The following is a 20,348-nucleotide window of genomic DNA, read 5'->3' on the forward strand; positions in this document are numbered from 1 at the left end:
GGAAACAATGAATATCACAAAGAAAGCTCGTAATTTTCTTCGATTGAATTATAAAACAAAGCTGCTGCTTATTGAGGCCTTTTTACATTTAGGTAGAGCCCGTTATCTTAAGAGCATCTCATTTTCAAAAGTTGCTCCTTCACTGGGTGTACAAATGAAAGAGACCTCATATACCTCCAATTCATCGAATAAAGAGGTTTTAGCAAGTATATCGCGAGCTATTCATATTATGAGTCGCTATACTTTTTGGGAAAGCCAATGTCTTGTAAAAGCAATGGCTGGAATGAAAATGCTGGAGAAAAGAAATATTGATAGTACTCTTTATTTAGGTACAGCTAAAGATGAGAATGGAGAACTCATTGCACATGCTTGGCTACGCAGCGGTCCTTTTTATATAACCGGTGCTGAAGTGATGGATAGGTTCACGGTCGTTTCTAAATTCGCTAAAGAGAACAGTAATGAAAATCTAGAAGAACAAGAATCTAGTTAATGTTCTCGATACATATTATAACAGGGGGAACGTTTAACACGATTTCCTCCAGAAACGGTTGCTTATAAGTATATATAGAAACAAATCCCTAGTTCTACGAATCACCAACCCCATTCGTTTTCTATTATATCTATTAGGTAGAAGTTCTTATAAACCTACAATGTGCCCCAATGCCTTTCCTTCAAATGTCGTAATTCAGCAATATTGCAAAATGCTATGTAGACATTCGGGATAACGAAGAAACAAGCTCTGTGATAGGAGGATATGGTTTTGAAGCATCTCTTGCATTTTACCAAGCGAATACATGATTATTCGGGGAAGATTCTTTATATCAATCTTATTTGTATGATTTTAATAGGTTTATTAGAGGGTGTAGGAATTTTCTTATTAATCCCGTTGATTGGATTGACCGGTATTTTAGATATTAGTACAGAGGAAGTTCCTTTTTTAAGTTGGGTTAATGAATTATTCATAGGAATTCCTGAAACGATAAGTCTTTTATTGATACTGGGGGTTTACGTGTTATTAATGGTTGGACAAAGTATTTTTAAGAGGAATCAAACAATATTAGGAGTGAAAATCCAACAAGGTTTTATTAGACATTTAAGAGATGAGACCTATGGAAGTTTGCTACAAGTAAATTGGGGATTTTACCTGAAAAAGAGGAAAACTGATATCATCAACATCATGACCAATGAAACCTTTAATGTGAGTGCGGGTATTAATTTATTCTTACAGTTTTTATCTTCTCTTATCTTTACTTTCATTCAAATCTGTATAGCTCTTTATTTATCTGTTACAATGACTAGTTTTATCATAGCTTTTGGATTGATCCTAATCTTCTTCTCCAGGAAATTCATCAAAAAGTCTCAGTCTTTAGGAAAAGAAACTTTTCAACTAACACAAACATATTTAGCGGGTATTACTGATCACCTTAATGGAATGAAGGATATCAAAAGTAATTCATTAGAAGATTCTCATTTGAGTTGGTTTCTTTCCTTAACTGAAAAAATGGAAAAAAACAGAATTAAGTTAACTACATTAAATACAACTTCTCAAATGATCTTCAAAATTGTTTCTTCATTATTAATTGCGATTTTTGTCTTTTTTTCGATAAAGATGTTCATGGCCCAGCCAGCACAATTAATGTTGATAATGGTTATTTTTTCAAGGTTATGGCCAAGGTTTACAAGTATCCAATCTAATTTAGAGCAAATAGGATCTACTCTTCCATCTTTTAAAGCATTGTTAGATTTACAAAATGAATGTAGAGAAGCAAGAGAGTTATATGATTTGGATTATAAAAATAGTAAGTCAATCGAAATAAAAAATGGGCTAGATTGTCGTAATGTCTACTTTAGGTATAATCAAAATGAAAGTACGTATGCACTTAAAAATATAAATGTACACATACCTTCTAACCGTATGACGGCTATAGTAGGCCGGTCAGGGGCGGGAAAAAGTACTTTAATTGATATATTAATGGGATTAAATCAACCTGATCGGGGCGAGGTCAGTATAGATGATATCCCACTTACTAGTGATCACTTATTATCACTAAGGAAATCAATTAGTTATATACCGCAGGATCCGTTTCTCTTTAATGCGACTATACGGGAAAATTTGATCATTATTGACCCTAATGCAAGTGATGAATCCATTTGGGAGTCTTTAGAGTTCGCCGCTGCTGATGATTTTGTCAGGAAGCTTCCACAAGGTCTTGATACACTCATTGGTGATCGAGGAGTTCGACTGTCAGGAGGAGAAAGGCAGCGACTTGTACTGGCTCGGGCCATTTTACGTAAACCATCTATCCTTGTCTTAGATGAAGCAACAAGTGCATTAGATACGGAAAATGAAGCGAAGATCCAAGCCGCTATCGAAAGATTAAAAGGAACCATGACCATTATTGTCATTGCTCATCGGTTATCGACAATTCGTAATGCGGATCAAGTATTGGTAATGGATCAGGGAGAAATTATTCAAGTCGGTGAATATAACCAACTAGCGAGTGAAAAAAGAGGGATGTTTAGCAATTTACTAGGTATCCAAATAGAATCAAGTATGTGATTCTCTAATTTAATCCGATTTGCTGACCTTTCTTTTACATTGAGTAGATAAAGAACGAAAGGTTCGTTGAATGTTATGAAGTAACAAGCTTATTTCTTATGAATAGTTCTAACATCAGGATTATATGACATTACAATGCATAAGTTAGAAAAGAATAGAAAAAAATGAATTTCTGATATGTGGATTAATCAATCAAATATTGGGTATTATTAAATATAATTAAAGAAAGAGAAACTATTAAAAGCTATGACTCATATCTAGGAGCGGTTGCTCTATTGACTGGGTTAATTAAGAAAGGATGAATTTTTTTTTAATGCCTTTATACCAAATGAGAGAAATATGGACACCCTTAAAATTAGTTGGAGTTAAGTTTTTTAAATCCGATGATAATAGTATTTTCATCAAGGTTTTTAACCAACACCGAAGAAGGTTAAAGTAATATGTTTTGATATAATGAGTATTAACCTAAATGTACATCCAAAGTGTTAGGAGAACCACTTTAGCAGAGCAGATAGCGTGTTAAATAAAAGTCATTAGTTTGTTTATTGGGAGCCTAAAATAAAAAAGTTTTAGCTCCTTAGTATGCGTGGTTTTAAAGATCCATCATGATATGTGTAAGCGAAGTAACATTATGATAAAAGGTGTCTAGGGGGACACATGGGTATGAAGAAAATCGGTGAAATCACCTGTCATAAAAATACAAACTTCAGATCATTTAAGGAAAGGTATTTTGTATGAGGTAATAGGTATAGAGCAAAAGAATGGTATGTATAAAGGGAAAAAATTCAGGATTATCGTTCGTGACTTCATTAGGAGAGAACAGAACTTGAAAAGTCATCATATCAATGGAAAATATAAGAATATGAGTACGTTGGGAAGGCTGTTAATCAGCCTTCTTTTTTTATGAACTTTTCTAATCAACCACAAACTTGTTTCTATTCCTTTTGTTTAAATGGAATTAATTGCTGTGTTAAAACAGGAACAAGGTCACAATAATAAAAAATCATATAAATGAGTGATATTTTATTATAAATAAACCTAGCAATTTTGTGAGGGGACTATTGAGGAGAACATTATTCAGTTTACCATTGTGGTTGTCATTTTTTGATTGGAGTAAAATTATAATGAATTTTATAAGTTAAGAAATTAAAGACTAGGAATAAAAAGATACACTCATTGGTCATTGGTGATCGAGAAGTTCGACTGTTAGGAGGAGAGACAGCTCGTGTAGCCCGAAGAATTTTACGTAAACCATCGATCCTTGTTCTAGATGAAACAACAAGTGCCTGAAAGACTCAAAGGAACTTTGATCATTATTGTAATTGCTCATCGGTTATAGACGATTCGTAATGCGGATCAGTATTGGTTTTGGAGTAGGGTGAAGAAGCCTAGTAACACGAATCTCTTAAATCCCGGTTCAGCATAAACTTGAACACCTTAAAAAAGTTGTATAGATAAGTGGAGCCATCCATTTGTAGAGATGAAAGAAAGAGATAAGTAATTGTAAGTGGTAAGAGAAAACAGTGACAAATTCCAAGGTTTAATAGTAGGAAAATGGCAGACATCACACAAAGACGGTTGTTTTTGTGCGGTGCCTGCCATTTTTATCCTACTTAAGCTGTATCACTTCAAATATTAGTTGGGTATGCACCACTAAAACAGGCTACACAGCGACTGCTAGTTTCTCCAAGATCCACATCTACAGCCTCTAATAACCCTTCGGTGCTTAAAAAGGCTAATGAATCTGCCCCGATAACCTGTCCCATAGCTCGTTCGTGTTCATGTATGTTGGCAAATAGTTCTTCCTTAGTTGGCATATCCACTCCATAAAAACAAGGGTTTCTAACCATAGGTGAACTAATTCTTACATGGACTTCCTTGGCACCTGCCTGCCTAATCAATTGGACAATGCGCTTGCTTGTCGTTCCCCTAACAATCGAATCATCGACTAATACCACCCTTTTTCCTTCCAAAATTTCTTGCACAGCGCTTAATTTCAGTCGAACAGCTAAGTCGCGCAATTCTTGCGTGGGCTCAATAAATGAACGACCAGCATAAGGGTTTTTAATAATCCCCATTTCATATGGAATTCCTGATTGTTGGGAAAAGCCAATGGCGGCAGGTACGCTTGATTCAGGAACTGCAACGACAACATCAGCTTGTGTCGGATGTTCTTTTGACAGAATTTTACCTAATTCCCTTCGGATTGTTAAGACACTTCTTCCTTGAATAACGCTATCTGGACGGGCAAAATAGACAAATTCAAAGGAACAAAGGGAAACCTTACCTTTTTCCGCAAATCTTCCAGTTTGAATTCCATTTTCATCTATAAGAAGCCATTCACCTGGTTCAACTTCCCGCCAGAACTTAGCATCAACCGCATTTAAAGCGCATGTTTCTGAGGAGGCGATGATTGATTCACCAATTTTTCCAAGGCTAAGCGGACGTAACCCATGACGATCCAGGGCAATTAGCATTTGTTTTTCAGTCATTATAATCAAGGCAAATGAACCGTCGATACGTTTAAGCATATCAGGTGCACTTTCTGCGAAATGCTTTTTACTTGAACGAGCTATTAAGTGAGCAATAATTTCAGTATCGGTTGTTGTTTGAAATATGCTTCCCTGCTGTTGTAACACATCCCGTTCTATCCTTGCATTTACGAGGTTGCCATTATGAGCAACAGCCAGGTCCCCCTCGCTATATTTAAAGACGAGGGGTTGTGCGTTTTGCAATAAACTTTCACCAGAAGTTGAATATCGTACATGACCAATGGCCATATTTCCGCTTAGTCCATCGAGGATATCCCGTGAAAATACATGGGTAACTAATCCCATTCCCCTGTGATTCCTGAATGATTTCCCATCACTAGCCACAATTCCTGCGCTCTCCTGACCACGGTGTTGAAGTGCATGAAGTCCGTAATAAGTTAATTCAGCTGCTTTGGGGTGATTAAACACTCCAAATACCCCGCATTTCTCCTGCATTTCTGAATCCATTTTTCTCTTCCTCCCGTTGATATCCTTTTTGTTATTTTTGGCAAAAGGAGAATTTCTATCCTTTTTATTTACTAATCGGTAAATGGATAGGGATTAATTAAATCTCAGCTCTAAAAATAGTTCTGTGCAACAGGTAGGGATAATTGCTTAGCATTATTATCTTGGAATAAAAGACTTTTGGGTATAATGGAATATTTTGAATAAGTGTATTTTGTATGATTTATAGTAAACTATATAGTAAAGAACAGATATTAATTTATAAAATCTAGCTCAGTATAAAAATAGTGAATAATACAGTTAATATTTTTGCCGATTGGCGGTAATTTAATATGACTTTGCAGAAGGCGATGTCAAGCTGCCATCAAAATATAAGGAGAATTTGATGACAAAAAACAAATTTATTACGTTCGAGGAAGCTCATGAAAAGAAAGAAAGAAGTAAGAAAATTTTTATTGGGACTTATATTACTATTATTTTAATTTTGATTTCTTTATTGACTTTTTTTCTTGGTAAATCATAACTGGTGTTAAATAGGGCTGAGAAATCAGTCCTTTTTTGTGTTAAGTAGGTGAAAGAGGAAGTATGCAGGGAGCTTTTCTTTTGTCGAAATGGGTAGTCACAGGAGTTAAGAGTCCTAAGTCTACAAAAGAGACTTTATTTTCAGAAGTTCTTGTTGTGGGACTATTGTGGGGAACACTTTTAGCTTTCCATTGTGGTTGTCATTTTTCGGTTGGCTCAAAATAAATTAAAGGCTCGGAATAAAAAGATACACTCATCGGCGATCGAGGTGTGCGACTATCGGGAGGAGAAAGTCAGCGTCTAGTGTTAGCCGGAGCGATTTTACGTAAACCGGCCATCCTGGTATTGGATGAAGCGACGAGTACTTTGGATACGGAGAACGAAGCGAAGATTCAATCCGCTATTGAAAGATTAAAAGGAAAAATGACCATCATCGTCATAGCTCATCGATTATCGAAGATTCGCAATGCCGATCAAGTGTTGGTCATGGGGAAATCATTCAGGTCGGTGAATATAACCAGTTAGCGAATGAAAAAAGAGGGATGTTTAGCAATTTATTACAGCCGTATTATTGCATTGTAATGCTGGCTTTTTTTCTTAGGGAAAATAAATTAAAACTGAATCACTTAGCCCACTTATTCCGAAAATATTATTTTTGTAGAATAGTAAATTCGAGATTATCATAGCTATTATAAATCTTTTTTTATTAAAAGAGTTGTAAAGAAAGCGTATTATACCAGTGTTTTTGCATTGTGATGTCACTTTTTGATGAATGATGTTGAAAAATGATAGAAAAGAACGAATAGTATTAAGAGCTATTATTACGTTTTTAAGTATAATTAACATTAATATAGTTTTAATTAAGGGGAATTTTTTGAGGGCATGATGGTTTATTTAGCCCCAAGGAAACAGGGAATTCAAGGGATTTATTAATCTTGGAGAATAATTAATGTGAAATATTCTTGAGAAAGGCAAACCTATTGAAAAGTAGGGACGCAAAATTACAGGTCTAAGGCTAAATGCTAAGACGGCTGTGTTACCACAAGTTGGGTGGGATTTATCATAGAAGCTAACAATGAACGGGAAGAATGGGTTTATCTAATTTTAGAGGCTAAAAATCTAGGATTATCTATTGAAGATGTGCGGGAGTTCATCAAGGGAAAATGAACTGGAAAAAGCAAATCAGGGGATAAAAATTACGTTAGGGAAGGCTGTTATACGGTCTTCTTTTTTATTTTCATTAAAGGAAATCACCGTAAAAGGTATCTAGAATATAGAACATGGGGACAATAATAAAAAGGTAACCTAAATTGAGAGGGATTTTTATTATGGATAGACTTAATGCTTTTATAAAGGGATTAATATGGGGAACTTTATTCAGTGTACCGTTATGGTTGTCATTTTTCGGTTGGATAAAAATAATAATGAATTTTATTAAGTAAGCGCTTAATAAAATTAGATATTAAAATGATAACTAGGCAGGATTTAACAGAATGATCATAGAATTTAGTTAAAGTACATAATACGTTAGTCGAAACCTTCTACAGATTTAAGAAATATAGCCTATAAAAAAATAGTTAATAATGCTTAAATATTTTTGGTAGTGTGCCGATACTACACTATAGAGATCAAGCAAAGGGACATCGCAAAAGGCGATGTCAGATAGCTGCCATCAAAGTAAAAGGAGATTATTTGATGACAAAAAATAAATTCATTACGTTCGAGGAAGTTTATGAAAAGAAACAGAGAAGCAAGAAAATTTTTATTGGGACTTATATTACCATTACAATAGTTTTGATTTCATTAATGACTTATTTTATGGGACAATTGTAATATGGGGTATCGAAGGGGCTGAGGAATCGGTCCGTTTTTGTTTTTTATCCACACATATTGACTAGTAGTATTCCTTCCATTGAATATTAAGGGAATGTTAATTTTTAGTTACTTTTCTGATAATATAGTAGATTCCGCTTGCCAATCCCTACTATATATGTGATTATCAAATAAATGAGCTATATTCCTTATTTTTGAAAAAAGGATTAGGACAGCAGTATGAAATGGTGGCTCAATTATATATTGGAGTGGAAATTTCTAATGGATTTTTTTGATATTTTAAAAGACACTTTTGCCAAGGGTGAGTCTGGACAAGAAGTTACTGTAAATGAACTTGTGGATGAGATTAAGGAGAAATTAAGCGGAATCATTGAACAACCTGAAAGAATATGATCCGTAGATACTTCGTCCCGGGCTTATTGATGTTGGGTGTTTGGAAACTAACCGGTGGCCGTACCCCTTTATGGCAGGATGTCATAAAGGACACGTTTGGCGGTTTGCTTGGAATCTTCTGTTTTCTTTTCATTTATCGAAGGAGAAGGCGTCATCGGATTCCCAATACATTTAATTAAGGAGCATGTCTAACAACATGCTTCTTTTTTGTTGTTTATGAATGATACCCTTTGAGGTGAGGAGAAAAAAGTAAGGCGATTATTCTCTGGTGCAGGAGCTTGTATCATTTTGCATTGGCCGCGCGGTTGAAAAAGCGTTTCAAAGCTGAGATTTAATCTATGTGCGACATCGATGCGTTGTATTATTACAATATGGATATGTAGGCCTTTCAGTATGATTTGATGTAGGCCGCTACTTAAGAAAGTAAAGAACTGGAGTCTGGATAAGGTTGGAAGGCAGCATAAATCGGCCTATGAAATACCAGAGTTACACAGGTCTTCAATTCTCGCTATGGAATGTTTACTTTGGAACAAAATTGCTATGTCGTAAGAGAAAAAGGCGAATGGCGCTTGTTATGGGATTATCAGTTTAAATAGATTCCTCTCCTTTTTCAGGCTCAAGTTCGTTTTATTGAAAAGGGAGAGGCGATGCTCTCATGTAATGCAGAAAAGATTTACTTCTCATGAAACATATTTCATTCTTGAACGATCACTGATGGCTTTCAGAATAAACATTTTGTCCTGTGTGCTTAGCATAGCCCAGCTGCCTGCTTTGATTTTCATTTAAATCCACTCCTTTTGTTTAGGATTATTTATTATAGTTGATGAATGGTGGTTGATGGAATTCCGGGTCCAAAGAATAATAGTGTCAAGTGATGAAAGGGGCAGGGGAAGATGGAATTTTCAGCTCATATTAGATTATACCGTCTTTTTATGCCTAGTAAACAACAAAAATTCCAACAAATCTCTACAATTGGTGTTCGTTTTTTGTCAGAATATTGGACGGAAAAAATGAAAAAGCTGTCAGGATGCGGGTCCGGACAGCTCTTTCATTTTTTCTTATTTAATGGATAATTGTTCTTTTAATTCGGACTGAACCTTTTCTTTTTCTTCATCCGACACGATATTATAGTAGACTCCGTCGATTTTCGTTCCATTTCCTGGAATGGTTGCTTGGGTTATGCTTTTGCTTGCGTCCCTGTAGTTCTTTTGGATGTCCATCATGTCATCAAACGTCAAATTCGTCTGGATATTATTACCGAGTGCATCGAAGACTTCATCGTATTTCGTCAATGATGAAAGGCTAGCGCCTTCCTTGATGACTGCCTCGATGATGGAACGTTGTCTGGATTGACGGCCATAATCACCATTCGGATCATCATGTCTCATTCTTGAATAGGCAAGGGCTTCTTCCCCGTTAAGGGTATGCGTACCTTTTGCAAAATGAATGCCATCGGATGTGAAGTCCAAATCGTTTTGCACAGTCACGCCGCCGACTGCGTCAACGATATCCTTAAAGCCTTCCATATTGATCTTCATGTAATAGTCGATTGGGATATCAAGGAAATTTTCAACGGTATCCATGGACATTTTCGCGCCGCCGAAGGCAAATGCATGGTTGATTTTATCCTGTGTACCATGACCGACGATCTCGGTCCGTGTATCACGTGGAATGCTTAGCATTTTGACCGATTTCTTTTGTGGATTGACTGTCAGGACGATCATAGTATCTGAACGGCCTTTGTCGCCATCACGTTCATCGACACCGAGCATGAGCATCGAGAAGGGCTCCTGATCTGATAGTGCAAGGTCTTTAGTTCGTTTATCCGTGGTACGGTCTATTGGTGTATGCATCGTGTCAACGGTTTTTGTCAGTGAATTCCATACGGAGTAGGCAAAGGCTCCGCCTGCTAATATAAAAAGTAGGACAATTATACCAACTACCTTCAGCCATGTCCGTTTCTTTTTCTTCTTTTTTTCATGTCTCATATTTTACTTCCTTCCTCTATTTGTAACCACTTCATCTATTATATTTAATTTCAATATAAAAGAATAGTATATTTTGCTATTTTATAATACCTTTGGCATATTTTAGTGTAATTTAGCTAGAACAATTCTTCATTTAAAGGTTTAATGCTAAAGGAGTGGCTGATCGGAAAATCCACACTTTTCTGGTTATTGGTTGTGCAATTTGGCCTAGTGTTTATTTCTTTTTTTAGCATCAATATTTTTGGAAGTTGCAGGTTTTTATATGTGTACATGGGTAATCCTGTTCTAACAGCCAGCATTGCTGCACTTGATGGTGTGTGACTCACGTTTGAAGTCGGGAAGATTATGGGGTGTTAGGGGCTTAAATTAGTAATAGCTCTGTCTCGGGAGGCACCGGTCGTTTTTTTGCAGGCTTGGACGTTATAGTCCGGGAGTGGATTGTAAAGAGCTTGCTGTCTTATATCAATTTTGAAGAGCAAATGGTTATCATGGCCACTCATGAAATCCAGAACATCATTGATGAAGTCATTCTGATTAATGATGGCGAGATCATCTCCAAGGAGGATGTCGAGGACCTTCGTGAAAGTAGTGGGAAATCGATGGTCGATTGGCTAATGGGACATCATAGCTAATATGAAGGAAAAATAATAAAGTATCTTCGGAAAGGATTCCGAGGTTATTTTTTTGTTTGCAAGGAGAAAAGTCTTTGATCCTAATGAATTTGACCAGGCAAAATAGATTTTCTGAATATTTCTAAATGAATGAAGTATTACCTTAAAATGGGTGATTAGCAAAGTCCCTATTAGAAAGAAAGCGCATATATATGCAGTACGGATATCCCTAAAGAATAAATAATTATTGGAGGCTAAAGAAATGGAATATTTAACTGAAAGTTCAGAGTACGAGAGTGATTCAACGGAAAGTGCATCATACGAGAGTGATTCAACGGAAAGCGCATCATACGAGAGTGAATCAACGGAAAGCTCATCGACCGAGAGTGAATCAACAGAAAGCTCATCGACGGAGAGTGATTCAACAGAAAGCTCATCGACCGAGAGTGAATCAACAGAAAGCTCATCAGACTAACTAATTTTAAAATTATAACGAAGGTTTACTTTAAAATGGGTGATAAGAAAGTCCCTATTAAAAAGCAGGCGCAAATATATATGCAGTACGGATATCCCTAAAGGATTAATAAATATGGGAGGCTAAAGAATAAATGGAATATTCAACTGAAAGTTCAGAGTACGAAAGTAATTCAACGGAAAGCTCATCATACGAGAGTGAATCAACGGAAAGCTCATCGACCGAGAGTGAATCAACGGAAAGCTCATCGACCGAGAGTGAATCAACGGAAAGCTCATCGTACGAAAGTGATTCAACAGAAAGCTCATCAGATGAAAGTAGCTCAACGGAAAGCTCATCGGATGAAAGTAGCTCAACGGAAAGTTCAGCTGATGATGGCAATTCAAATGAAATCCTTTCCGACACCGCAGAAGAAGTTCAAAATTCAACTGAGGGTGAAGAGACTGCCAGTCCTCGTCGTGTGAATGTATTTAAGAAAATGTGGCTGGATAATATGATTAAAGCATCGAAGGGTATTTATAAAGAAGATTGACCATACAGGTACAGCAACTAAAAGTTGCTGTGCCTTCATATGAAGAGTGGACATGCTCCTAGCACTCGTATTGACATATTCTCTTACTGGATACGAGGAGCCTGATTTTTCTGCGGCTGAAAGTACGCGGATTGTAATCTGCAATAATCTAAATTTAAATGCTGTAAAAGTTATCGGGCTAGAATCATATATTGAAATGTTGTTTCTGCCCTTGATGAAACCCTAACAGGATTGCGGACGATTTCCGGGGGAACTAGCCAAGCTAGGCGATTAAAATGGAACATTCGGGTTTCGACCTAAGAAAAGCCTAGCCGGAGCGTTTGGATGACAATTTTACATACTGCCTGTGGATGATTTGGACACATTGGCTTACTGGTGGGATTTAAGATGTATTTTTACAGAATGGTGGTCACCAAATGATATCTAAATATATTGGTCAGTATATTGAACTAGGACTCTCTGGAAATATTCATGTATTTGGGATTTTAATTTAAGTAAGTTTGGATATTTAGTTTGGCAAGGAGATATCTTTAATGTGCCGAAATGGAATGTAGCTGTACACTTTTCCCGTATACAAACCAATACTCTGGTCGTGCTCTTTTTAGTTATGCATCCGCAGAACATTGGAATGAGCAGTACGGTTGGTGAATGAGGGGAGGCGATTTTTGCCAGCAGGACGTAAGTTAAAAGTTTTCATTTTCCACAATAAAGAAACTCCGGGTCTGAAGTGATCCGGAGTTATTTCTTTTTCTCGATATTTTCATAGACCGAGGCAAGGGCTTGTTCAAATTTCCCGCTCTTTTTCGGTTTGTAATATTTTTTGCTGCGCAGTTTGTCCGGTAAGTATTGCTGCTTCACCCAGCCATTCTCGTAGTCATGCGGATAAAGGTAGCCGATTCCGCGTCCGAGATCGGTGGCCCCTTTGTAATGGGCATCCTTAAGGTGATCTGGTACATCTCCACTATGGCCGCTGCGAATGTCGGACAGAGCTGCATCGATTGCGACAATGGCTGTGTTCGATTTAGGTGATAGGCATAACTCGATCACCGAGTTGGCAAGTGGAATCCGGGCTTCAGGAAAACCGAGTCGTTCAGCGGCTTCGACTGCAGCGAGGGCCCTAGGACCAGCCTGGGGATTGGCAAGAGCTATGTCTTCGTAAGCGATGACTACTAACCGGCGGGCAATGCTGACAAGATCGCCGGCTTCGACCAAGCGCCCCAAATAATGAAGGGCTGCATTCACATCACTGCCGCGAATTGATTTTTGGAAAGCCGACAAAACATCATAATGGGCATCTCCATCCTTGTCATGCGAGAAGCTTTTTTTCTGCATGCATTCCTCGGCAATTTGCAGATCTATATGAATCGTTCCGGACTCATCGGGTTCGGTGGAAATGACGGCGAGCTCAAGAGCGTTAAGGGCACTGCGGACATCTCCGTTCGAAGCAGTCGCGAAATGGGTAAGGGCATCAAAACTGACATCGGTTTTATACGCACCAAGCCCCCGCTCTTCATCATGAAGTGCCCGTTCCAGAGCTTTGGTTATATCATTGGTTTCCAATGATTTGAGCTCGAAAATCTGGCACCTGCTTCGGATGGCCGGATTGATTGCATGATAGGGATTGCTGGTCGTTGCACCGATCAAGGTGATCATCCCATTTTCAAGATAAGGCAAAAGGAAATCCTGCTTCGCCTTATCGAGTCGATGAACCTCATCAAGCAGCAGAATCACTTTCCCGGACATCTTAGCCTCGGCTGCCACGATTTCCATATCCTTTTTATTATTGGTCACCGCGTTCAGCGTCCGGAAAGCAAACTTCGTGCTTCCGGCAATCGCACTTGCAATTGAAGTCTTGCCAATTCCCGGCGGACCATACAGAATCATGGAAGAAAGCTGTTTGGCTTTCACCATCCTTGCGATAATTTTTCCTTCACCGACCAGATGCTCCTGCCCGATGATCTCATCAATCGACCGAGGCCGCATCCGGAAAGCAAGCGGTTTTATATTCATTGCGCACCTCTCCTTATTTATATAAGGTATCACAACTGATGGGGGAAATGCGCTGATTATGCTGTAAAAGAGGGTGAATTTGTATTATGGTAGTCCGTTTGCAGATTTAATTTGTAATGTAAGGTTGATAAATCGACCGTCCTAACAATGAAATCCGTCCCCACCCGATCAAAAATATGTCATCTAATTAGTTGAATTCCACTCTGTATTTTCATTTTTCCTACCTCTCCAATTAGGATAATTTGACAAATGGAGGGCGGGTGAATGCATTTCCGGCGGGAATATGCTATAATTTCAGAAGAATTTAGAAACGGATAAATAATTTGAGGTGTATATGTATGAAGATATCTACTAAAGGCCGTTATGGTTTAACGATTATGATCGAGCTTGCTAAACATTATGGAGAAGGCCCGAAGAGTTTGAAATCGATTGCCCAGACGCATAATCTGTCGGAGCATTATTTGGAGCAGTTGATTGCGCCGCTTCGTAATGCTGGGTTGGTGAAGAGTGTCCGCGGTGCGTATGGCGGGTATGTACTGTCTAAAGATCCTCAGGAGATTACTTCGGGTGATGTCATTCGTGTATTGGAAGGGCCGATTACCCCTGTTGAAGGGATTGAGGATGAGGAGCCGGTGAAGCGCCAGCTTTGGATCCGGATTCGCGATGCTGTGAAGGATGTATTGGATAATACGACGCTTATGGATTTGGCGAGCTACAAGGATACGGGTGAAATCGATTCTTATATGTACTATATTTAAGTGATTAGCAATGCGCCTATTATGTAGGCGCTTGCGTTTTTTAATGGAGGCGACAAAAAAGTGGACAGAATATATTTAGATCATGCTGCGACTTCACCGATGCACCCGAATGTGATCGATAGGATGATGACAGTCATGAGCCATGACTTCGGAAATCCGTCGAGCATTCATGCTTTCGGGCGGGAGGCGCGCCATGTTTTGGATGAGGCACGTTCGAGTATTGCAGCGAGCATCGGTGCGGGGCGGAATGAAATCATTTTCACGAGCGGTGGAACCGAGGCTGATAATACGGCGATCATTGGTGTTGCGAATGCTTATAAAGAACAAGGGAAGCACATCATTACGACGGAGATTGAGCATCATGCGGTTTTGCATACATGCCAATACCTTGAAAAGTCTGGCTTTGAGGTCACATATTTACCTGTGAATGAAGCGGGGCTTATTTCAATTGCCGATTTAAAGGCGGCATTGCGGGACGACACGATTTTGGTTTCGGTCATGTTCGGCAATAATGAGGTTGGTTCGATCCAGCCGATTGCTGAAATTGGACAGCTGCTCAAGGGTCATCAAGCCTTTTTCCATACGGATGCGGTTCAGGCATATGGTTTGATCTCTATCGACGTCCGTGAATTGGGTGTGGATTTGCTGAGTGTATCCGCGCATAAAATTAACGGTCCTAAAGGAATCGGCTTTCTTTATATTCGTGAAGGCTTGAAGCTGAATCCGCATTTATATGGCGGGGAACAAGAACGCAAACGCCGTGCTGGTACGGAGAGCGTGCCGGCAATTGCCGGTTTTTCAGAAGCTGTTTTAATTGCACAAAGCACGATGGAAAAGAAAAACGAGCAATACAAGCGTTTTAAAGACGTATTGCTTGCCGTCTTTGATGAGGCGGATGTACAATATGAAATTAACGGATCTATGGAACAGTCGCTGCCGCATTTGCTGAATGTTAGTTTTCCGGGTACGAATGTGGAATCGATGCTCGTTAATATGGACTTGGCAGGTGTTGCGGTATCGAGCGGATCCGCTTGTACTGCTGGGTCAATCGATCCGTCGCATGTTCTTGTGGCGATGTTCGGGAAAGATTCGGAGCGGACGAAGAATTCGATTCGTTTCAGCTTCGGTCTGAACAACACGGAAGAGGAAGTAAGGCAGGCGGCTGAAACTACCGTTAAAATCGTTAATAGATTAGTGGGAAGATAATTCCTACTTTAAATAAATGAGGTGACAGAATGAGAAAAGCACCACAGGACACCCGCGTCGTCGTGGGTATGTCAGGAGGCGTGGATTCTTCTGTGTCAGCCCTGCTATTGAAGAATCAAGGCTATGATGTGGTCGGGATTTTCATGAAGAACTGGGATGATACAGATGAAAACGGAGTCTGTACGGCAACGGAAGATTATAATGATGTAATTGCCGTTTGTAATCAAATCGGCATCCCTTATTATGCGGTCAATTTCGAGAAGCAGTATTGGGATAAAGTTTTCACTTATTTCTTGGATGAGTATAAAGCGGGCCGTACCCCGAATCCGGATGTAATGTGCAATAAGGAAATCAAGTTCAAGGCCTTTCTTGAACATGCCGTAAGCCTGGGTGCCGATTATGTGGCTACAGGTCATTACGCACAGGTTGAATACCGGGATGGCGAATACAAAATGCTTCGCGGTGTCGATAATAATAAAGATCAAACGTACTTCTTGAACCAGCTTACTCAAGAACAGTTGGAAAAAGTCATGTTTCCGCTTGGACACATTGATAAGAAGGAAGTCCGTGAAATTGCGAAAGAAGCGGGTCTTGCCACGGCAACGAAAAAAGATTCTACAGGGATCTGTTTTATCGGTGAACGCAATTTCAAAGAGTTTTTAAGCAATTACCTCCCAGCTCAGCCCGGTGATATGGTCACGATGGATGGCAAAGTAATGGGCAAGCATGACGGATTGATGTATTACACTATCGGTCAGCGTCACGGTCTAGGGATTGGCGGCAGCGGCGAACCTTGGTTTGTTGCGGGAAAAGACTTGAAACGTAATGTTTTATACGTGTGTCAAGGCTTTGATAATGATGTGCTGTATTCCAATTCCCTTCGTGCAGTGAATGTCAGCTGGGTGGCTGAACATATACCGGCTGGTGAATTTACATGTACGGCAAAGTTCAGGTACCGTCAAGAGGATAGCGGTGTTAAGGTGAAGGTCTTGGAAAATGGTGATGTTGAAGTCATCTTTGACGAGCCAGTCCGCGCGATCACACCTGGACAAGCAGTCGTATTCTATGATGGTGAAGTGTGCCTTGGTGGCGGTACGATTGATGAAGTATTTAAAAAAGGTGAAAAACTGACTTACGTAGGGTAAAATAAGCATGTCCCCAGCTGTGTTTGCGGTTGGGGACTTCTTTTGGATTGCGGGTGTACCGCCTGAATTCGACCACTGGCTTATGCTATACTTTTTATTATAAAAATGGAGTGTGAATGGATATGGATAAGAATCAACAAGGAATTGAATTTATGCAGCAAGGGAAATACGAAGAAGCGGCGAAAGTTTTTAATGAGGCGATCGAGGAAAATCCGAATGAGCCTGTTGCTTACATAAACTTTGGGAATGTATTGACTGCCGTGGGTGAAACGGATAAAGCGGTCAAGTTTTACAAAAAGGCGATCGAGCTGGATGAAAATGCAGCAGCGGCTTACTATTCATTAGGAAACTTATATTATGAATCCGATTCTAAACTAATCGAAGCGAAGGATATGTTTGAAAAGGCAATCCGTTTGGGACTGGATAACAGCGATGCTTTCTTCATGCTTGGATTGACATTGATGGCGTTAGATCAGCCGAAATTGGCGATGCCTTATTTACAGAGAACGGTGGAGCTGAGCCCTGAGGACGTTGATGCGAGATTCCAATATGCGCTATGTCTTGCTAATGCGGAATTATATGATGAATTGATCAATCAACTGAATTTAGTTGTGGAACAGGATCCGGGCCATGCCGATGCTTTTTATAATTTAGGTGTTGCGTTTGCAGGGTATCGTGAGGATGCGAAAGCAGCGATGGTTTATTTTGATAAGGCTTTGGAAGCACAGCCTGACCATATGCTTGCTGCGCACGGTAAGAAACTGTTGGAAGAAATGAATGCTGAGTAAATAAACGGCATATGCATGGAAAGGTGGGGAGAAGCGTTGAGCCAGCAAGATTCGTTGGATTTGTTTTCAGAAGAGAAAATGTTTATGAAAGGGAGTCATTTAGTGACGATCTTTCATAATGAAGAAAATATGTACTCGGTTGTAAGAATTCGCGTGCATGAAACGAATCTGAATTATGAAGAGAAGGAAGCGGTCGTAACAGGTTATTTTCCAAGGATGCATGAGGATGAGATCTATATTTTTTATGGGGCCATGAAGGAACATCCGCGTTTTGGCCTTCAATTCCATGTAGAGCATTTCCGCAAGGATCTGCCTCAATCCAAGGAAGGCATCGTCAGTTATTTATCAGGTGACCTTTTTAAGGGCATTGGGAAAAAAACAGCCGAAAGCATTGTTGAGACTCTGGGTGAAAAGGCAATTTCAAAAATTCTGGCTCAGCCTTCGCTACTTGATGATATCCCGAAGCTATCTGGGGAAAAGGCAAAGGGCCTCTATGATACATTGGTCGAGCATCAAGGTCTGGAGCAGGTGATGATTGCCCTGAATCAATATGGTTTCGGTCCGCAGCTGTCGATGAAGATATATCAAATGTACAAACAGGATACGATCACGATGGTTCAGGGAAATCCGTATAAGCTCGTGGAGGATATTGAAGGGATTGGTTTTGGACGGGCGGATGAGCTTGGGCATCATCTTGGCATTTCCGGCAGCCATCCCGACCGTATCAAGGCGGCGTGCTTGTATACGCTTGAATCCCAATGTCTCCAGGACGGGAATATCTACATAGAAGCCGAGCAGTTATTGGAAGCGGTCAAACGTCTGCTGGAGGAAAATAAACGGGATCGCATTGAGTTCACGAACATTTCCTCGGAAATAATCGAATTGACGCAAGAGGGGAAAATAGTTGTCGAGGATCAACGGATTTATCCGCCTTCGCTATTCTATTCGGAAAAGGGAATCGTGATGAACATCAAGAGGCTGCTTGCTCAAACCGATTATGAAGACCAGTTCCCGGAATCGGAGTTCTTGCTGGCACTTGGGGAGCTGGAAGAGCGGCTGGATGTTTCTTATGCCCCGGCCCAAAAGGAAGCGATCCAAACAGCCCTGCAATCACCCATGTTAATCTTGACGGGCGGACCGGGTACCGGTAAGACGACAGTCATCAAAGGCATCGTTGAGCTATATGCAGAGCTGCATGGTGTATCCATGGACATTAATGATTATAAAAAAGAAGGAAGCGATCCATTTCCATTCGTACTTGCGGCTCCTACTGGCCGTGCAGCGAAACGCATGGCCGAATCGACTGGGCTCCCAGCTGTTACGATCCACCGTTTGCTGGGGTGGAACGGGAGTGAAGGCTTTTCCCATGATGAGGATAATCAGCTGGATGGCCGTATCGTAATCATCGATGAGGTTTCCATGGTGGATACGTGGCTTGCCCATCAATTGTTTAAAGCTCTGCCGGAAAATGTTCAAGTGATATTGGTTGGTGATGAAGATCAGCTGCCATCTGTTGGCCCTGGGCAGGTTTTAAAGGATTTGCTTGCATCGAATTGTGTACCGACTGTCAGTCTGGAACATATTTATCGTCAAGCTGATGGTTCATCGATCATTGAACTGGCCCATGAAATCAAAAAAGGAAGGCTTCCGGATGATGTCACGAAACAGCAAGAAGATCGATCGTTCATTCGCTGCCAAACCGGTCAAATCCCCCAAGTAATCGAGAAAGTGGTTGCCAATGCCAGGACGAAAGGCTTCACGGCCAAGGATATACAGGTGCTGGCTCCCATGTATAGAGGGCCTGCCGGGATTGATGCATTGAATAAAATGCTTCAGGAAGTGTTCAATAGCAATGCGAATGAAAAGAGGCGGGAAATAAAATTCGGAGATGTGATATACAGAACGGGAGATAAGGTGCTTCAACTGGTGAACCAGCCAGAGGAGGGTGTCTTTAATGGCGATATGGGTGAAGTCGTCTCCATATTGTTCGCTAAAGAAAATACCGATTCTGTCGATAAAGTAATCATATCGTTCGAAGGCATCGAAGTGACTTACACGAAACAGGACTTGAACCAGATTACACATGCTTACTGCTGTTCCATCCATAAGTCGCAGGGAAGCGAATTCCCGATTGTCATTTTACCTGTAGTGAAAAGTTATTATCGGATGCTCCGCCGTAATTTATTGTATACGGCGATTACCCGCAGTAAAAATTTCTTGATCCTTTGTGGTGAAGAAGATGCATTCCGTCTAGGGATCGAGCGTAATGATGAAATGCGCCGGAAAACGACTTTGCGTGAAAAGCTGCGGGAGATTTTGAGTGAGGAAGAAATGCCGGTGGAAAAGGGAGAGGCACATCAAAAATCAAGTTATCTTGATATTCTCATGCATGCTGACCCGATGATCGGGATGGAGAATGTCACGCCTTATGATTTTATGTAGCAGGTTCTTTTGATCAATTTTGTTTAAAATTCATAGTTTTGGTGGAACTAATATAGAATATAACTTAAACGTGAAAGAGCAGGGGGGAT

The 20,348-nt window shown here is 39.9% G+C and carries 15 protein-coding genes, 2 pseudogenes and 1 riboswitch; of the genes and pseudogenes, 14 read left to right on the top strand and 3 right to left on the bottom strand.

Features of this window, described 5'->3' with window-relative positions; translation table 11 throughout:
* Positions 1 to 7 precede the first annotated feature (7 nt).
* The 3 genes and pseudogenes from BS1321_RS20945 to BS1321_RS27920 all read left to right on the top strand — a co-directional run.
* Entirely contained in the window at positions 8 to 490 is a 483-nt protein-coding gene (locus BS1321_RS20945) for a lasso peptide biosynthesis B2 protein (protein WP_063232941.1), read from the top strand.
* Between the two features lie 270 nt (positions 491 to 760).
* The gene (locus BS1321_RS20950; RefSeq protein WP_063232942.1) at positions 761 to 2,560 is read left to right on the top strand and encodes an ABC transporter ATP-binding protein; all 1,800 of its coding nucleotides are present in this window, start codon (positions 761 to 763) and stop codon (positions 2,558 to 2,560) included.
* A 1,179-nt stretch (positions 2,561 to 3,739) separates the two neighbouring features.
* Positions 3,740 to 3,896: pseudogene (locus BS1321_RS27920) on the top strand (ABC transporter ATP-binding protein); the annotation flags it as partial.
* Between the two features lie 292 nt (positions 3,897 to 4,188).
* Here the strand turns inward: BS1321_RS27920 and purF are convergent.
* On the bottom strand, positions 4,189 to 5,559 hold the full coding sequence (gene purF, locus BS1321_RS20960; protein ID WP_063232944.1) for an amidophosphoribosyltransferase: 1,371 nt from the start codon (positions 5,557 to 5,559) through the stop codon (positions 4,189 to 4,191).
* Positions 5,560 to 6,324: 765 nt separating this feature from the next.
* On the opposite strand from purF, the pseudogene BS1321_RS20965 reads away from it, so the two are divergent.
* The 3 genes and pseudogenes from BS1321_RS20965 to BS1321_RS28530 form a co-directional block, all read left to right on the top strand.
* A pseudogene (locus tag BS1321_RS20965) lies at positions 6,325 to 6,638 on the top strand (ATP-binding cassette domain-containing protein); the annotation flags it as partial.
* 400 nt (positions 6,639 to 7,038) lie between these two features.
* Positions 7,039 to 7,122: riboswitch (cyclic di-GMP riboswitch) on the top strand.
* A 6-nt stretch (positions 7,123 to 7,128) separates the two neighbouring features.
* Complete coding sequence (locus BS1321_RS20970; protein ID WP_081112894.1) at positions 7,129 to 7,245, top strand: anti-repressor SinI family protein; 117 nt, start codon at positions 7,129 to 7,131, stop codon at positions 7,243 to 7,245.
* A gap of 927 nt (positions 7,246 to 8,172) precedes the next feature.
* Positions 8,173 to 8,304 (top strand): YwzD family small protein, encoded by a 132-nt coding sequence (locus tag BS1321_RS28530; RefSeq protein WP_257790326.1) that lies wholly within the window; start codon positions 8,173 to 8,175, stop codon positions 8,302 to 8,304.
* 1,058 nt (positions 8,305 to 9,362) lie between these two features.
* On the opposite strand, the gene tagU is transcribed toward BS1321_RS28530, so the two are convergent.
* On the bottom strand, positions 9,363 to 10,292 hold the full coding sequence (gene tagU, locus BS1321_RS20980; protein ID WP_063232948.1) for a polyisoprenyl-teichoic acid--peptidoglycan teichoic acid transferase TagU: 930 nt from the start codon (positions 10,290 to 10,292) through the stop codon (positions 9,363 to 9,365).
* A gap of 413 nt (positions 10,293 to 10,705) precedes the next feature.
* Here tagU and BS1321_RS20985 point away from each other — a divergent pair, with 413 nt between their 5' ends.
* From BS1321_RS20985 to BS1321_RS20995, 3 genes are all read left to right on the top strand, one after another.
* Positions 10,706 to 10,924, top strand: a complete 219-nt coding sequence (locus BS1321_RS20985; protein WP_063232949.1) for a hypothetical protein — start codon at positions 10,706 to 10,708, stop codon at positions 10,922 to 10,924.
* A 241-nt stretch (positions 10,925 to 11,165) separates the two neighbouring features.
* Positions 11,166 to 11,378 (top strand): hypothetical protein, encoded by a 213-nt coding sequence (locus BS1321_RS20990; protein WP_094246644.1) that lies wholly within the window; start codon positions 11,166 to 11,168, stop codon positions 11,376 to 11,378.
* A gap of 133 nt (positions 11,379 to 11,511) precedes the next feature.
* The gene (locus tag BS1321_RS20995) at positions 11,512 to 11,910 is read left to right on the top strand and encodes a hypothetical protein (RefSeq protein WP_094246645.1); all 399 of its coding nucleotides are present in this window, start codon (positions 11,512 to 11,514) and stop codon (positions 11,908 to 11,910) included.
* 738 nt (positions 11,911 to 12,648) lie between these two features.
* On the opposite strand, the gene BS1321_RS21000 is transcribed toward BS1321_RS20995, so the two are convergent.
* On the bottom strand, positions 12,649 to 13,920 hold the full coding sequence (locus BS1321_RS21000) for a replication-associated recombination protein A (RefSeq protein WP_063232952.1): 1,272 nt from the start codon (positions 13,918 to 13,920) through the stop codon (positions 12,649 to 12,651).
* A gap of 338 nt (positions 13,921 to 14,258) precedes the next feature.
* Between BS1321_RS21000 and cymR the strand changes: the two genes are divergently transcribed.
* The 5 genes from cymR (at position 14,259) to recD2 (ending at position 20,259) form a co-directional block, all read left to right on the top strand.
* Positions 14,259 to 14,678, top strand: a complete 420-nt coding sequence (cymR, locus tag BS1321_RS21005; RefSeq protein ID WP_034308657.1) for a cysteine metabolism transcriptional regulator CymR — start codon at positions 14,259 to 14,261, stop codon at positions 14,676 to 14,678.
* A gap of 60 nt (positions 14,679 to 14,738) precedes the next feature.
* Entirely contained in the window at positions 14,739 to 15,884 is a 1,146-nt protein-coding gene (locus BS1321_RS21010) for a cysteine desulfurase family protein (protein WP_063232953.1), read from the top strand.
* A gap of 29 nt (positions 15,885 to 15,913) precedes the next feature.
* Positions 15,914 to 17,029 (top strand): tRNA 2-thiouridine(34) synthase MnmA, encoded by a 1,116-nt coding sequence (gene mnmA / locus BS1321_RS21015; protein WP_063232954.1) that lies wholly within the window; start codon positions 15,914 to 15,916, stop codon positions 17,027 to 17,029.
* A 122-nt stretch (positions 17,030 to 17,151) separates the two neighbouring features.
* Positions 17,152 to 17,817: a tetratricopeptide repeat protein gene (locus BS1321_RS21020; RefSeq protein WP_063233023.1), complete on the top strand. Its 666-nt coding sequence runs from the start codon at positions 17,152 to 17,154 to the stop codon at positions 17,815 to 17,817.
* A 36-nt stretch (positions 17,818 to 17,853) separates the two neighbouring features.
* Positions 17,854 to 20,259 carry an SF1B family DNA helicase RecD2 gene (recD2, locus tag BS1321_RS21025; RefSeq protein ID WP_063232955.1) on the top strand — a complete coding sequence of 802 codons (2,406 nt, stop codon included), beginning with the start codon at positions 17,854 to 17,856 and terminating at the stop codon, positions 20,257 to 20,259.
* Positions 20,260 to 20,348 lie beyond the last annotated feature (89 nt).

It is taken from the genome of Peribacillus simplex NBRC 15720 = DSM 1321 (genome assembly GCF_002243645.1).
GTDB classification, from domain to species: Bacteria; Bacillota; Bacilli; order Bacillales; family DSM-1321; genus Peribacillus; species Peribacillus simplex.